The organism is Polaribacter litoreus, from assembly GCF_054584775.1.
Genome location: NZ_JBTLRD010000004.1, coordinates 141,957 through 158,531, shown reverse-complemented (window position 1 = coordinate 158,531; position 16,575 = coordinate 141,957). Strand labels below are relative to the sequence as shown.

General features: G+C 32.0%; 10 protein-coding genes. All 10 read right to left on the bottom strand.

Annotated features, from left to right (window positions below; all coding sequences use genetic code 11):
* Positions 1-24: 24 nt before the first annotated feature.
* The gene (locus ACW9UN_RS04450) at positions 25-1,539 is read right to left on the bottom strand and encodes a family 43 glycosylhydrolase (RefSeq protein ID WP_459484254.1); all 1,515 of its coding nucleotides are present in this window, start codon (positions 1,537-1,539) and stop codon (positions 25-27) included.
* A complete protein-coding gene (locus ACW9UN_RS04445) occupies positions 1,536-2,954 on the bottom strand; it encodes a sulfatase family protein (RefSeq protein WP_459484253.1) in 1,419 nt (472 codons plus the stop codon). Before ACW9UN_RS04445 ends, ACW9UN_RS04450 begins: the two co-directional genes overlap by 4 nt.
* 113 nt (positions 2,955-3,067) lie before the next feature.
* Positions 3,068-4,585, bottom strand: coding sequence for a sulfatase (locus ACW9UN_RS04440; protein ID WP_459484250.1), 1,518 nt, complete (start codon positions 4,583-4,585; stop codon positions 3,068-3,070).
* A complete protein-coding gene (locus ACW9UN_RS04435; RefSeq protein WP_459484249.1) occupies positions 4,585-6,402 on the bottom strand; it encodes a glycoside hydrolase family 2 protein in 1,818 nt (605 codons plus the stop codon). The genes ACW9UN_RS04440 and ACW9UN_RS04435 overlap by 1 nt, the downstream gene beginning before the upstream one ends.
* Positions 6,403-6,433: 31 nt before the next feature.
* Complete coding sequence (locus ACW9UN_RS04430; protein ID WP_459484247.1) at positions 6,434-7,912, bottom strand: sulfatase; 1,479 nt, start codon at positions 7,910-7,912, stop codon at positions 6,434-6,436.
* A gap of 11 nt (positions 7,913-7,923) precedes the next feature.
* The gene (locus ACW9UN_RS04425; protein ID WP_459484246.1) at positions 7,924-8,748 is read right to left on the bottom strand and encodes a 3-keto-disaccharide hydrolase; all 825 of its coding nucleotides are present in this window, start codon (positions 8,746-8,748) and stop codon (positions 7,924-7,926) included.
* 170 nt (positions 8,749-8,918) lie between these two features.
* The gene (locus ACW9UN_RS04420) at positions 8,919-9,953 is read right to left on the bottom strand and encodes a DUF5627 domain-containing protein (protein ID WP_459484245.1); all 1,035 of its coding nucleotides are present in this window, start codon (positions 9,951-9,953) and stop codon (positions 8,919-8,921) included.
* A 32-nt stretch (positions 9,954-9,985) separates the two neighbouring features.
* On the bottom strand, positions 9,986-11,686 hold the full coding sequence (locus ACW9UN_RS04415) for a RagB/SusD family nutrient uptake outer membrane protein (protein ID WP_459484244.1): 1,701 nt from the start codon (positions 11,684-11,686) through the stop codon (positions 9,986-9,988).
* Positions 11,687-11,696: 10 nt separating this feature from the next.
* Positions 11,697-14,774: a SusC/RagA family TonB-linked outer membrane protein gene (locus ACW9UN_RS04410; RefSeq protein WP_459484243.1), complete on the bottom strand. Its 3,078-nt coding sequence runs from the start codon at positions 14,772-14,774 to the stop codon at positions 11,697-11,699.
* 33 nt (positions 14,775-14,807) lie between these two features.
* On the bottom strand, positions 14,808-16,574 hold the full coding sequence (locus ACW9UN_RS04405; protein ID WP_459484242.1) for a RagB/SusD family nutrient uptake outer membrane protein: 1,767 nt from the start codon (positions 16,572-16,574) through the stop codon (positions 14,808-14,810).
* Between the last annotated feature and the right edge of the window lies 1 nt (position 16,575).

Sequence of the window (16,575 nt, the reverse complement as noted above, 5' to 3'; positions counted from 1 at the left end):
AAAACAGTTAAAAACTGATACGTATTAATGAACTGATTTTAAAGAAAAACAATTAAATACTGATTTATCTCGCTCTTTTCCATTGCTATATAACCCAACACGTAAAGCTCTATCCCAAGGTGGTAAAAAGCTACAATCAATTGGTTTTTTATTTATAGGAATAAAATTTTTTCCATTTGTACTGTACATAAAGGTTGCATTGATATTGTTTTTAACAACAACTCTCAAGTGCATGTTTTTTATTTTTTCATTCAATAAAGTTTTATGTAATATTTTTTGTTCTTTCTTATTTTTAAAGTTAATCCATAAACTGTCATCTTTAAATACCAAACTGATATTTTTACTTTCGTCCCCAATTAGCGAAATTCCAGATAATGCAGTACTTTTTCTATGTACTATTGTAGTAGCTTGATAATTTTTTGAGTATATTTTTTGACCTAGCAAAACAGGTTTTTGATTTGCATTACCTGAAACTATCAGTTTATTTCTTTTTTGTTTTAAAATTGGTTCGCTGTAAATGCTCCAATTCCAAGATGGTTTCATTCTATTTCCTGAAAAATCGTCTTCAAAATAAACTATTGAGTCCTCACTATTTTTTGTTCCTAAATCAGATTCTATATAATTTGGTAAAAAATCTATCCAATCGTCATTATTTACTGCATACTCTCTTAAAATACCTTGACGACCGGTAAAAATGCCAGTTTCTAGGCTGTAAGCGTGATATAGAAAGTAGTTTTTATCTCCAACTATTATTGGGGTTCCATGACCTTGACATTTCCAATTTTCTTCATCTTGTAAAATTGGATTGTTAGGATCTTTTTCCCAAGGTCCAAAAAGGTCTTTAGCTCTGGCTACTCCAGTTGTATAAGAACACTTTTTTCCACAACACCCATTCGCTGAATAAAAGCAATAGTAATAGTTTCCATGTTTCACAATGGCCTCACCTTCTATCAAATTTCCTTCCCATTCTAAATCGTTACGAAATAACTCGACTGGTTTTCCTAGAAGTTGAGTGCGTTCTTCATTCATTTCTTGTGCCCAAAATGGTGTAGGTTGGCCTTTGCTATTTCCATCAGTTTTCCAAATTAAATAAAGCTTATTGTTTTTATCTCGAATTGCAAACCCATCAATAGAACCAACTATAGGTTCGCAAACTAATGGACCATGATCTGTATATGGGCCTTCTGGATTATCTGCACTTGCTACTCCTACGCATAAAACAGAAGATTTTTTTCTTGCGGTATAATAAATATACACTTTATCATTTTCAGTAGTTATTTCTGGTGCCCAATAAGAGTTATTAATCCAATTTGGCTTATTGGGAAAAACGTTTGTTATCCATTCCCAATTTTTCATGTCTTTTGATTTTAATATTGGAAATCCTGGAGCCCAATTTGAGCTTGTGGCTGTAGCATAAAAATAATCACCATATTTAATTATGGAAGGATCTGGAAAATCACCATGTACATTAGCCACTTGGCTAAAAATTGGAAAATTAATTACGGTGTAAAGAAGAATTAAAAAATAAACCTTTTTCATTTATTGTTGGATTGTGGTATTTGTTTTAAAACAGGCATTGATTTATACCAATCAACTACTTGTTGTGTCATTTTTTTTACTAAGTCTGTATTTTTATGCGCTATATTTTGTGTTTCACCAGGATCGCTAACTATATCATAAAGTTGTGGATTACTCCCATTGTAATTACAAAGTAGTTTCCAATTTTTATGACGCATCGCTAAATCAGGTAAATTGTTAAAACCATAGTAGTTTTTTCTATCTGGTGGACGACTAAAAAAAATTGGTGCCATTCTAGATGATTTTTCTTCTCCTAAAATTGTTCTAATCAGATTTTCTCCATCTGTAATGGTGTTTTTAGATTCTTTGATGTTGGCAAAATCTAATAGTGAAGGTTTTAAATCAATCGCTGAAAAAACTGAATTTCTATTTCTAGTACCTTGTGCATCTTTATTGACAAACTTAGGTCCCCAAACAATAAGTGATGAACGAACTCCTCCTTCATAAAGCTGAGTTTTGTAACCTTTTAACTCTCCTGCTCTACCAGCTCCTTTTTCTGGTCCATTATCCGAACAAAATACGATAAGAGTATTATCGCGTAATTTCTCATGATTTTGTACATACTCAAAAAGTTTCCCAAATTGTTTATCCATTTCCTCTAAAACAGCTAGATACAAGCCTCGCTTACCTTCTTTTTTAGCAATACCATATTCTTTAAATGATGGCCAAAATGGACTGTGAACATCATCGGGCCAAACGTTAACATAAAAAGGTTTTTTACTCTCAACGGCTTCATCCATAAATGAAATCGCAGCGTCTATAAAACCCGTAGTTATTTCTGAACGTTGTTTCCAATAATAAGGTTTACCAAGTCTTTGCGCTCCTTTCCAAATAGAATCAACTTTTCCTGTTTCGTCTTGGGTTAGTGGTAGTAATTTTGCTCCCATTCCTTCGAAATTGGTTAACGATTCATCAAAACCATATTCAGTAATGTATGGGGCATTGTCAACATCTCTTTGTCCTCCCATATGCCATTTTCCAAAATGACCTGTTGTATATCCTGAATTATTAAGACTACGCGCTAACATAGGGGCTGAAGTATCTAGCCAATTCGCCATAGAACGTTTTTCATTCTTTTTTTGATGTGCTAAATACGAAGTAATATTCCAACGTTGAGGATAAGTACCTGTTGAAATAGCTACTCTAGATGGTGAACAAATGGGAGAGTTTACATAAAACTGTTCAAAACTAATTCCTTCTGAAGCTAATTTATCAATATTAGGTGTTTTTGCATCTTTATTACCAAAACAAGATAAATCTGCCCATCCCATATCATCAATAAAAATTAAAATGATATTAGGTTTTTTGGGTTCTATATCTGTATTGCAAGAGTATAAAAATGTCAAACTAACAAGTAAGAAAAATGATTTTTTCATTGGTAATGCAATCAATGCTGATTATAAATAATTTTAAAAAGATTATTGTGTGGCTTTAATTTCTATCTATTTTGTTTTTAAGAAAAATCTTTACAAAAAATTACTCAGTGTATTTATTTTCTGTTAGGAACCATTGGTTGTGGATAGTCATTTAAAATTCGCTCTAATTTCTCTACTATTTCTGGTTTAAAATTCGCGTGATTTTTTGTTTCTAAAGGATCCTCCTTATAATCATATAATTCATAAATAGGTTGCGCATTTTTATCAACAATATTAGTCCATCTTACCATTCGATACCTTTCTGTTCTAATTGCTTGACCTATTAATTTTCCACCTCTTTTTGGAAAAGAATGATATACATGATTATCAACTGATTTTGTATATCCTTTTAAAACTGGTGCTAAACTAATACCGTCAAAGGGTTGTGAAGTTTTTGGTTTTGGTAAACTTGCTAATTCTACTAATGTCGGATACACGTCTACAGTTTCTGCCAATTGATTAGTTTGGGAATTTGTAGCGATTCCTTTTCCTGCAAAAAGTAGAGGTATTCTTGTTGCTTGCTCAAAATTTGAATGTTTAGTCCAAGAGCCATGATCGCCTAAGTGCCAACCATGATCGCCCCAAAGTACAATTATTGTATTCTCTAAAATATTTAATCTTTCTAATTCCTCAATTACTTTCCCAACTTGTGCATCCATATAACTAACACTTGCATAATATCCATGAATTAGTTTTGTTTTTAGTTCTTTATTTAAGACTCCTGTTGTATTTGGTATAGGCTTAAAGTTGGTTAACTCCATTTTTCTTTTTATGGCAAATTTAGGTGTCCCTTCTGGATCTTTTTCAAATTCTGGCATTGGTAATTTATCAGGATTATATAAATCCCAATATTTTTTTGGTACAGAAAAAGGTAAATGTGGACGTGCAAAACCAACTGCTAAAAAGAAAGGTTTATTTTTAGTATCATTTAAAATTCGCAACCTATTTATAGCATGATTTGCAACTCTTGCATCTGCATAAGCACCATCTAAAACATCAGGATTTTCCCAAGCAGCACCTCTAGGAATATCTTTCATTTTTGGAACATTTTTATAATACTTCCTAGTATTTTGAAAAAAAACTTCTTCTCTAGTTAGTTTTCTATCTGTACTTTTTGGATCTACATATTCTATCACTTTATCTTCATGATGTGGTACACTCCAAGAAGCTATATCATTATCATTACCATGACCAATATGATATACCTTACCCATAGATTCTGTATGATAACCAGCATTTTTAAAGTATTGAGGCAATGTAACAGCGTTTGGATACGATTTTCTAAAATCGTTACCAAAAAAATAAAAACCAGTACTTGTAGAACGTGATCCTAACATTAGGTTGTATCTTGAAGGTGCACAAACAGCTTGATTAGCATAGGCTAGATTAAAACGCATACCCATTTTTGCGAGTTTGTCTATATTAGGACTTATTGCAGTTTTATCACCATAAACACCTAATGCTGGCTTTAAATCATCAACCAAAATCATTACAATATTTGGTTTTTTCTTTTTTGATGCTTCTTCTTTTTCAGATTGTCCGTAAGAACTAAAAATCGTTAAAAAGAAAATAAAAAAACTAACTTTTCTCATTACTTACTTTTCTTTTTTATGTAGGTTGATTTATTTGCTTCAGTTACCCGTTTTTTATCTAACTTAATTACTTTTCTATCATAAGTATAAAGTCCGTTCATTTCGTTTTCTACATCCGTCCATTGTGTATATACAGATGCACTTAATCCTTCTTTTTGAAAATCTTCAACTATCATTTTTATAAAACGTTCGTATTCTTTTGTTGCAGCTTCTTTGTCTTTATAATTATGGTGAACCCAAGGACCATCTAAATCCCAAATATGATTTTTAATTTTATATCCAATAGCACCATATTCTCCATTTACCACAGCTCGTTTATTGGATGCAAAAGGAACTGATGGTGGACGATAAGAGTGGTTGTCTTTAATATGGCCTACTTCATAATCAATATCTGGTCTGCCTGCATCAATACCACTATTTCCTATAACTAAACGTGATGGATCTTGTGCCATTACATTTTCTGTTAAACGTTCTACATCATACAAACCCCAGTGTTCATTAAACACCACCCAAACAATAATTGAAGGATGATTAATATTGTTTATAACCATTTTTGATAGTTCACTTTCAAACTGAATTTTTTCACTTTCGGTACGTTTCCCAAAAGTACTTGGCATATCTTGCCAAACCAAAACCCCTAATTTATCACACCAATAGTACCAACGTTGTGGCTCAATTTTAATATGTTTACGTATCATATTAAAACCCCATTCTTTGGTCATTTCCACATCCCATTTTAAGGCTTCATCTGTAGGAGCTGTATAAATTCCATCTGGCCAATATCCTTGATCTAAAGGCCCCATTTGAAACAGAAACTTATTGTTTACATATATTTTCTTTAGATTTCCTTCATTTTCAATAGAAATTTTACGCATTCCTGTATATGATTTTACTTCATCTAAAATAGTATCACCTTCTTTTAATTTGATAGTTACATCATATAAAAAAGGATTTTCTGGAGACCACAATTTAGGATTTGGAACAGTAATAGTAAATGGGATATTTACTGTTCCTTCTGAAGAAGATACTAAAACACCATTGTTAAAAACGCTTACTTCTGCAATGGTATTTTTATTAAAACCTGAATAATTAACGGTAGCCGAAAGTGTTTCTGTATCTATATTAGGAATTAAACTAAAATTAGTAACGTGTTGTTTTGCAACAGGTTCTAACCAAACCGTTTGCCAAATACCAGAAGCTCCAGAGTATGCATAACGTTGTGGATTTGAAAATCGGGAATTGTTTTGTTTACCATAAGCTATGGCTTCATCATTTCCTGGGTCGTAAACTTCAACTATTACTTCGTTTTTTTTAGATTTTAAAAAATTGGTAATATTAAACGAAAATGCATCATATCCTCCTTTGTGAATTCCTACAAATTGATTGTTAATAAAAACTTTGGCTTCAAAATCAACCGCTCCAAAATGAAGTAAAACATCATCTTTGTTCCAGGAACTTGGGATGGTAAAACTTCTTTTATACCAAGCTCTTTTAGTATCTAATTGTCTGTTAATGCCTGATAAGTGAGATTCCCAAGGAAAAGGAACTGTAATTTTTTCTTTAAGCTTTTTAGGTACAGAAGCTCCTAATTGAGCTTCTTGAAACTGCCAAACTCCATTTAGGTTTTTCCATCGTTCTCTAACCATTACAGGTCTTGGATATTCTGGAAGAGGATTGTTTTTATCTACATCTTTTGCCCAAGGAGTTACTATAGGCTCATTTGGTTTTACGTGTGTACCATCTATAGCTTTTTTGTTTTGAGCTGTAATTATTAACAAACAAAAACTAAATATTAAAAAAGTGATTTTTTTCTTCATAAAATAAATTTTAAATACTATTAAATATAGTTTACGAACCATTTGGTCCTGGTGCTTTTTTCATACTTGGTCGCATCACTTTATCTAAATCTTTTGGCACTTCTAACCGACCACCTAACGATGGTGCCCATTTTTTGGGAATATGTTTAGAAAGTTCTTTTTTTATAGTTTCATTTTCTAGTTTTGATGCAATATTTGTCCATTCATAGGGATCATTATTATGGTCATACAATTCTTCTGATCCATCAGGATATCTTAAATATCGGTATCTTTCATTTCTAACTGATGAATATTCTACTCCATAAGACGTAAAAGATGGTTTATTCCATTGTAAATATGGATTTTTTATTAGAGGCACTAAACTATTACCATCTAAAGAATGTGATGGTTTGGTTATACCACAATAATCTACCAATGTTGGATAAATGTCTATTAAGCTTACTGTAGCTTTACTCTCTGCTTGCTTTTTTTGTGGAGTACGAATTAAAAAAGGCACATAATCTGATTGTTCCCACAAGGTAGATTTTCCCCAACGCAATTTTTCTCCGTTGTTAAATCCGTTGTCAGAAATGACAACAACTATGGTGTTTTTGGCATAATCGCTATTATCTAAAGCTTCTACAACACGCCCTATATTCCAATCAGCAAAACTGTAATTAGCTGCATAACCATACCTAAATTTTTTCCAGGTTTTTAATAATCCTTTTTTATTTCCTCTAAAGTTATTTAACGAATCTACCAACATTTGTCCTAGATATGGCACATCATCAAAATCATCCTCTTTATATCCTTTTGGCAGGTCAAAATCAGCTTCATTATACATATCAAAAAAACGTTTTGGTGCTGTGTAAGGTGAATGTGGGCGCCACAAACCATAAACCATTAAAAAAGGTTTTTTGTGTTTTTTATTTAAAAACTCAATTGCACTATTCGCATTTTTAACATCAGGAAAATCAGTATCATTTTGTTCCCAAGGTTGAACTCCCATAAAATGTTTGCCTTTATATCTTAATTCTTTTTTTGGAAAAGGACCAAAACCACCTTTATAGACAGGATAATTGTCCCACATATAAGATTCTCTTTCTTTGGTAAATTTGTTGTGATATAATTTACCTGCACCCCAAGTTGTGTAACCCTGATCTTTAAAATGTTCTGGTATGTTTCTTATTGTTGATAAGATTTTAGAACGATTCCAACCATCACTACCATTTACATAAGCACCAGTATTGTGAGGATGCAAACCACTAAAAAAAGAACTTCTTGATGGATTACAAACAGGCGTATTACAAGCTGCATTTATAAAGTTGATACTTTGGCTTTTAAACTTATCTAAATAAGGCGATTTTACTAATGTGTCTTGTTTATTTAAACCATAACCATTCATATCATCAGCAATAATAAATAGAACATTTGGTTGGTTATTTTCTACTGATTTATCCTTGTTTTCGGTTGATTGATTGCAAGAAAAAAATACCAGTATTGCAAACGATAAAAATAATTGCTTTACCATAATATCTAGTTTTATTCCTTTAGGAATTGCTCTATAGGCAAATCTTCCTTAAACTCTTTTATTTTGATATTTCTATAAAAAACCTCAGCAGTTTCTGCTTGTAAACCTATTGGGCCTTCTGAATGACTTAAATTGGTTATCACATTTACTACTTTTCCATTTAATTTGTAAATGGCATATTTATTACTCATTACAATTACTTCACATTCGTTCCATTTATCATTTAGCGCATTAAAAGGAGCGTTAGCATGAGCTCTATGTTCTCCTCCTCTGTGAGGTTGAGCTACTCCTCCATCTTCTTTTGATAAATATGTTCTAAGATTTGGCTCTCCTGGAGTTGCTGTTGCTGTCCAGTCAAATTTTGCGCCAGAGTTCCAAATATCACCTGTATGATTTCTATCTTTTGTGTGATCGTATCTTACTTGATACTCAATACCCTGTGGCCATATTTTTACGTCAAATACATGAAAATATAGACCAGCATCATATTGAAATCTATCGAAATTATTGAACCTTTTTTCACCCCATTTATAATCAAATTTAAAGCTGTATCTGCTGTAAGATTTATGGGTAAAAAACATACAATGTGTACCTGATTTGTTTTTTTCAAATCCATACTCATCTGGAAAATCTTTAAAAACGTGCATTTCTCCTTTTTTTCCTGCTGTAAAAACACGTTCTGGTAAACCTTCTGTTTTATCACGACACATGATGTTCCAATTATCCATGTTTTTACCATTGTATAGATTGGTATAGCCCTCGTTTTTATCAGAAGCGCAAGAAAAACTTATTAATATAGCTGCTAGTAATAGTAATTTACTAAACGAAATTTTCATAAGGCATTAAAAATTTGTTGGTTATTAGGATTAAAAAGTTATAAAAAAAGCCACTTAAAATTATACTAAGTGACTTTATAAACATGATAAATTATAATCTAAAAATTACTTGATTATATAGATAATTAAAACTAGTGGTATAATTTTATTCTAAATTGTAAGATACTATTTTAGTTTATCGTTAAATCAAACTCTTCAAAAACAGTATTATCGTTTCTATAAACTAAAGTGTCTTTTACTCTGTGAAATACACCTCCGTTTTCATATTCATACTCTAAAAACATTGTTTTATGAGACTGACCTCCCCAAGATTCTGCATCAGCATCATCTTTGGTTACAAAACGACCAGTACCTGTAACAGAGTTAGCTCCGGTTACTGGCGAAATAGTAATAGAACCATCATCAGCAATGGTTAATTCCATCTGAAAATTATTACCAACATTTTGCCCCATTCTATTGGTAAGTGATTTGCTTAGTGTTAATGTAGTAAGCTCTGTATCATCATTTTTTTCAAGAAAAGCTTCATTATAAATTGTTGGTGTGCCTACAACATTTCCATTAGGTCCATCTAGAGTATTATCTTCTCCTTTGTATAAATACACGCCATCATATTTATTTATGTATTTTACAGCAAACATTGTAAAGTTTTTTGGAGCTTTACCTGCTTCCCAATCAGATGTTACTCTAACATCTGGATCTGCAACTGATGCTGAAGGTGTACCGTCTAAAACACTATAATTGCCATCAATTATTTTTAAAGGAATAACATAGTTAGCTTCTAAGGCTAGAGGATCTGCAAAAAAAGCGTCTGTTAAATCAACCTTAATTTTACCAGAAAAACTACCAGCTGGAATTGTTATACTGCTTGAAGATTCTATTGAGTAATAGTTAGAAGGCATTACTAAAGCTGTTCGCCCATCAATTAATGCATTGTCTGCTAATTCTGGAGCTGGAGCGATATTTATTACTCTGTCTTTTGTATTGTTTCTAAGCCCTCCTATAGAAACACCTATACTAAATGCTCTTTCTAAATCTATAGAGTTATCTATTCTACTATCTTCTATAAGATTTACAGTTCTTACAGGAAACTGTAATGGAAAATAAACATTTTGAACATCAAAATCGTCAAACTCGTTTTCTTGATTTGTACATGATAGCATAAAGACTAATGTGAATAATGCTAAATATTTTAACTTGTATTTCATTATATATACTTTTAAACTGTTTGAATTTAGTTTTACCATCCTTTATTTTGAATTAAATTGTATTTCTGAATTTCAGAAAGTGGTATAGGTCCATAAATTTGAAAACTTTGATAGTTTCTTGGTGCGACTACAAATTTACTATACGTTAAGTTATCTTCAGAAATGTTTACACCTTCAACACTTTCAGACATTGTTGATGTTAACCCCCATCTTCTTAAATCCCAAAAGCGATGACCTTCGAAAGATAATTCTATTCTTCGTTCATTTTGAATTACTTTACGCATATCTGCAGTGCTTGTAATTGCATCTACAAATGCTGTACTAGAAATACCTGCTCTTGTTCTTATAGCGTTTATGATATCTCTTGGAGTATACCCTTGAATATTATTATCTGGCCCACCAGCTTCATTAGCTGCTTCAGCAAAATTTAAATATGCCTCAGTCATTCTTGCGTAGGTATAAAAATGTGGTGCACCAACTGTTTGTCCTGATGGATCTAGTGAAACTGCAGGGTTCATAAACTTTTTCAGATAATATCCTGTAGTTGTTTTAAAGTTACTTACAGAATTTATTGCATCTATCTCTAAATCTGGTAATGATGTTTGTGATGTTTTAATAAAGTTACCACTAAAAGTACTTAAGTTATAGATTACAAACTTTTCTAATCGTGGATCTCTATTAACATAAGGGTTGTTAGCATCATAAGTAGCGGATTGATCAATAGGTGTTCCATCTGCCATACTAAACGCATCTACAAAGTTTTGAGTAGGGTTTGTTCTTCCTTGACCAAAAAGAGATGGTGGAAGGTTTGTATTTTCCCAACCAGAAACGTTAGGTAAAATTGTTGATGCCCAAATAATATCTTGAGGCTGTTGAGCTGCATTACCTGCCAAATAAAAGGTTACGTCGTTACCATTTAAAGTTAAACCTCCATTATTTGTAATTACATTGGCAGCAAAGGTAGCTGCTTCTGTCCAATTACTAGCATTTGCAGTTTGGTAAGAAGGACTTGCAGCATATAAAGCCACTCTAGATTTTATTAATTCTACAGCTAAACCGTTAATTCTATTTAAATTTCTTTCACCAACAACAGGATCATTACCTGTATATCTTGCGGGTAAACCTTGAATGGCATCATTACAATCTTGTAAAATAAAATCTACACATTCTTTAAATGTATTTCTAGGTAATTCAAAATTATCTTGATCCGTTAAAACTTTATCTACAATAGGGAAGCCTAACATTTCTCCATTTTCACCTTCTCCAGCATGCGCTTGTAATAAGTTAAAATTATACCAAGCTCTTAACCCCTTAGCTTCAGCTGTTATTCGTTTTCTAAAATCGGTATCTTTTGCATCATCATTTGGAAACCAAGCTATTGCATCTACATTTTGTAAAAATTTATTTAAATATAGAAGCATTTCATAAGATTGATTCCAAGTAGAAACTGGATTTGAATTTGCGCTCCAACCTCCACTATTCATATTATTGATGTTTAAGCCAAAGTTATTTGTATTGGCATCATCTGTTGCCACATCAATATTAAAATTATAATTTGTAGGTAACCCTTTATAGGCTTTTAACAACCAACCTTCTGCAAGACTTGGATCTGTAATTACCTGTTCTTCTGTTAATCTATTATCTGGATCAGTCTCTAAATAACTATCACAAGAAATGATAACACTAGATAGTAATAAAGTGAATACTATTTTAAATTTTATATTTTTTTTCATTGTTATTTATTTAAAATGATGATACAAGACCTACTGAAAAACCTTTTGTTAATGGGCTAGATCCAACTCCAAATCTTAAATCGCTAAACTCTTTGTTTTTATTTAACACTACTAAATTGTTTCCTTTAACAAAAAATCTAAAAGATTTAATTGTACTACCTGCTTTTGGTTCATAGTTGTATGATAGCTGCATTGTAGGTATTGTAAAGAAATTATTTTCATAGGTCCAAAAAGTTGATGTTCTAAAATTATTGTTATTAAAGTTAGAAGATAACCTTGGATAAAGTGCATTTACATTTTGATTATTAGGCCCATAAGCTTGTAAAGTATGTGCTGGATATTTATCGGTACCAGAAGTTCTAAAATAAGAGCCGCTTCTAATGTTTGTATCTCCATTTTGACCAAGACCTAACATAAAAAACTCAAAGTTTTTATATTCTAAGTTGAATGATAAACTGTATTGTAATGTTGGCGCGTTATTGCCAATTACACTTTGATCATCAACATCAATAACACCATCGTTATTGATATCTATATATTTTATATCTCCTGGTTGTACCGCTCCAAATACTGGTGTTGGCAAACCAGATACCAAGTCTCCATTTGTATCAAAATCACTTACACCATATAAACCATCTGCAGTATAACCAAAAATTGCATTTGCGCTTCTACCTGTTCTAACTCTTGATTGTGAATCAGCAGGGTAAATTGGTTCATCTAACTGATCTACTGTTGCAGTGGCATAAATTGTACTTGCTGATAAAGTAAGGTTTACATCTTTAGATAAATTTCTTTTATATTTTAAATTAAACTCTACTCCTTGATCTACAAAAGCATTATTATTAGCAGTAATTGTATAACCCAATAAATTTGGTGTACTGTTATTTAGGTTAGTAATCAAGTCAAATGATTTACTATAAAAATAACTTCCTTCTAAATACAATTTGTTATCAAAGAAAAGACCTTCAAAACCTAAGTTATACTCCAGTCTTTTTTGAAAACCTACATTAACACCTATATTATCTATATTCAGTTCTGCATTTCTTATACCATTATTACCTGTTGTGTTTGAATAGTTAAAAAACCCACCTCTGCTGTAATACGTTTCATGTAAAAAGTTTTGTTCAAAATTATCGTTTTGTAATAACCCTATTGTTCCTCTTAGCTTTAAATAGTTTATGTTTTTATTATTTTTTAAATAATCTTCTTTACTTATAATCCATCCTAAACCAAAAGTTGGTGAAAAGGCAGTGTTTTTATCTGTTGGGAATTTTCTTGAACCTACAAAAAGACCACCGAACTCAGCTAAATATTTGTTTTTGTACATATAATTAGCTCTTATTCCGTAATTTAAACTTCTTTGCTCTACAAAAACACTAGGTAATGAAAGTTGGTCTACATACAAAAGTGCGGTTACATCTAATTTGCTATCACTCCAATCTTTCTTATAATTTAATGTACCAAAACCTCCAAATCTTCTACTAAAAGTAGCTTCATCTGCTACTACAGATCTTGAATTAGAAGGTACATCCAGACCAATTTTGGTTACAGATAAACTATCTACACCATTAATATCTTGTAAAAATACTGGTTGATAAACCGCATAATCTCTGTTCTGCACTTCTACTGTTCTATTAAATAAATCAAAAGTAAAATCAGCAGTAGCTGTTAAACCCTCTGCAACAGTACTTAAATCCCAATCTAACCCTGTATTTAATTGTAAATATCTACTATTAATGTCTTTACGACCACTTTGTAACAGATCTCCATAAATATTTCTTTGGAATTCATTGGTACCAGCGAGTAAAAATTGTCCGTCAACTAAGTTTGCATTTGCATAACTTGCAGGATCTGCTATGTCTGCAATTGGAATAAGTAAAGGTACTGTTGGCAGTGTATTTTGTATGCTAGTCCAAAAATCTCCAGTTACATCAAAAAGGTTATCACCTCCGTTTCCTAAATTGTTAATTTGAAAAACGTCTGGTGATGAGAAAAAATCAAATACACCAACTACATCAAAACTAGCTCTTAATTTATCTGACAACTTATAGTCTGAGTTTGCTCTAATATTTACTCTATTTGTTTGCTCATTTTGTCCTAAATTAATCCAACCTTCTCTATTAGATACCCCTATGTTTAAAAAATAGTTTGCTTTATCTGTACCACCAGAGGCTTCTAAATTTACATCTACGTAGTTTATGGCATCTTTTAAAAAAGTACTACTGTATAAATCGTTATCAGGATATAAAAGAGGGTTGGTTCCTGCACGAGTAGCATCAATATCTGTTTGTGAATATTGGATAGGTTTACCGTCGTTAATATTTGCTTGATTAAATGCCTCCATATAGTCTGCTGCATTTAAATACTCTGGTAATTCGCGAGCAGAAAGTCTTCCAAACTCTGAACGTACTTTAAAATTTCTTTGAAATGGCTTTCCTCTTTTGGTAGTTATTAAAACTACACCTCTATCTGCGGCAGAACCATATAAAACTCTTGAAACTGCATCTTTTAGTACAGTAATTTCTTCAATTTCTGTTAAATTTACAAAACTAGGATCTCTAGGAATTCCGTCAACTACATACACAGCGCCACCTAAACCAAGTATGTCTGCATTATTAAAAACACCACCTACTTTACCACTGATAGCTGCACCAATTCCTATACGCTGATCTTCTTTTAGGTGTTGTTCTACATCTATTGTTGCCACTGACCCAACTAACCTGCCTTTTTCTAATTTACCAAAAGGAATGTTAACAAGGTTTTCTTTTCCCATAAAAGCTTCATTTTTATCTAGCTTAATCTCTAGCTTTACACTTTTATCATCTACAGGAATTATTTTTGTTGCATAACCCGATGATTCTACAACGATGTGTGTTAATTTTTTGGCGGAAATAGTAAACTCTCCGCTTTCATCTGTATACGCAATATTACCAGAATTACTACTTACCTTAACCTTCTGTATAATTTGCCCATCAGTACTTGTTACTTTACCCGACACAAAAGATTTATCTTTATTTTGGGCATTTATAGTTGACACCAGTAAAATGGCAGCAAATATTATTATTTTATGATATAACTTTTTAATCATTACTTTAGTTTGATTTCTTTATTAATAAATAGTTTACCAACCTGGATTTTGTGGAAAATCTTCGTAGAGAAGAGTTAAGTTTCTTGGAAAAGGCATCCAAAAGTTACGCTCTTCAAAAATGTATGACTGTATAACTTCTCTATTAAAAAAGGTATAATCTTTATCAAAAGTCATTTTATATAAAATTGGATCTGGGAACTTTCTCCATCTTCTAAAATCATACCATCTATGCCCTTCAAAAGCCAACTCTATATCTCTTTCATTTCTAACTAACGCTCTAAAACTGCCTCCATAAGCCGCAGGATTTGCTGTTACATTTGGCATGCCTGCTCTATTTCTAACTACATTTACTGCATCTACTGCAGACATAGGGTAGTTAGATGCTGTTGAGTTTGCATCTTCTGTAGCTTCAAAAACAGCTTCAGCATAAATTAAATATATTTCGGCTAATCTTAAATGAGGAGTAACGTATCTAAAATTGTTCCATCCCTGATCTCTTTTATTAACACCCAAAGGCCAAAACTTATGAACAATATATGGACTCATTGTATTACCTCCATTTAAGGTTCTACCTCCATTGTACAATTGTAATTCCGTTAATGGATGAATTCCTGCCATATCTCCATCTACATAAATATTTTTTCTAAACCTTGGGTCTCTTCCATTCCATCTTTTAGCATCATCTTCATCATACCCACCCTCTGCTGCAGTGCCTGGCTTATATTTTGTACCATCTGCCATTTCGTACAAATCAACAAAGTTTTGGGTAACTGCTTCTGTGATACCATTTCCGCCAAACAAGGCTTGATGAGGAAGATATAATCTGCCTAAAAAAGTTGTTACTTCTCCAGCACCTACTTGTCTTTTGTTCTTTTGAAAAATAGTTTCAGGAGAGTTTGGCAATGAACCATCTGTTCTAGCAAACATATCTTGAATATTTTCAAAAGGTTGTAATTCATAAACCCCTTTATCTGCTAATTTTAAAACCTCTGCAGCAGCCTCTCCAGCTCTTTTCATATATTCTTTATCGAAAGTTGGTGAGTTTCTAGAGTATTGATTCATTAATGGGCTACCTGCATATAACAATGCTTTTGCTTTTACCGATAGCGCTGCTCCTTTAGTAGCTCTACCATATTCTGAATTTGGGTTTGGCCAAACTTCTGGTAATAATTCAGCTGCTTTGTCCATATCCTCCACAATTTTTTCTGTAACTGCTTGATAATCGAATTTACCATTGTATTCCCAAAAACGTGGCAATTCTAAATCTTCTGGAGATAATGTTTTATCTATATAAGGAATTGAGCCGAATGCTCTTACTATTTCCCAATGAAAATAGGCTCTAAAGAAATAGGCTTGACCTTCTATAACTTGTTTTTCAAAATCTGTAGCATCTACTAAAAGATCTAGGTTTTCAAGGCAAAGATTTGCTATTCTAATTCCACTCCAGCTTTCTTGATAGATTCCATATTTACCTTGATTACCTCCATAATCGTTAAAATTAGAACGTCCGTTAATTAAACTTAAATAATTACCTGTAGATGCCGCTTGAGATGAATTCCACCCTTGTCTTGCAATTGTTTCGCCAGTAAAATTATGACCAACAGTAATTTTAGCACTATTATAATCAATAATAAAAGAGTACATTCTATCTTGAAAACCTTGGAAATTTTGGTAATTTCCATAAATATCTTCTGGAAAAATATCGGTTTCCGCTGGTCGTTCTAAATAATCTGATTCACAACCAATCAATGTAAAAAGTAAAATTGGTAATGAATAAATAATTTTTTTAAAATTCTTCATC

Coding starts and splice junctions, on each gene's coding strand:
- ACW9UN_RS04425 (WP_459484246.1), bottom strand. CDS start 8,748: ATGAAAATTTCGTTTAGTAAATTACTATTACTAGCAGCTATATTAATA.
- ACW9UN_RS04415 (WP_459484244.1), bottom strand. CDS start 11,686: ATGAAAAAAAATATAAAATTTAAAATAGTATTCACTTTATTACTATCT.
- ACW9UN_RS04450 (WP_459484254.1), bottom strand. CDS start 1,539: ATGAAAAAGGTTTATTTTTTAATTCTTCTTTACACCGTAATTAATTTT.
- ACW9UN_RS04440 (WP_459484250.1), bottom strand. CDS start 4,585: ATGAGAAAAGTTAGTTTTTTTATTTTCTTTTTAACGATTTTTAGTTCT.
- ACW9UN_RS04445 (WP_459484253.1), bottom strand. CDS start 2,954: ATGAAAAAATCATTTTTCTTACTTGTTAGTTTGACATTTTTATACTCT.
- ACW9UN_RS04405 (WP_459484242.1), bottom strand. CDS start 16,574: ATGAAGAATTTTAAAAAAATTATTTATTCATTACCAATTTTACTTTTT.
- ACW9UN_RS04430 (WP_459484247.1), bottom strand. CDS start 7,912: ATGGTAAAGCAATTATTTTTATCGTTTGCAATACTGGTATTTTTTTCT.
- ACW9UN_RS04410 (WP_459484243.1), bottom strand. CDS start 14,774: ATGATTAAAAAGTTATATCATAAAATAATAATATTTGCTGCCATTTTA.
- ACW9UN_RS04435 (WP_459484249.1), bottom strand. CDS start 6,402: ATGAAGAAAAAAATCACTTTTTTAATATTTAGTTTTTGTTTGTTAATA.
- ACW9UN_RS04420 (WP_459484245.1), bottom strand. CDS start 9,953: ATGAAATACAAGTTAAAATATTTAGCATTATTCACATTAGTCTTTATG.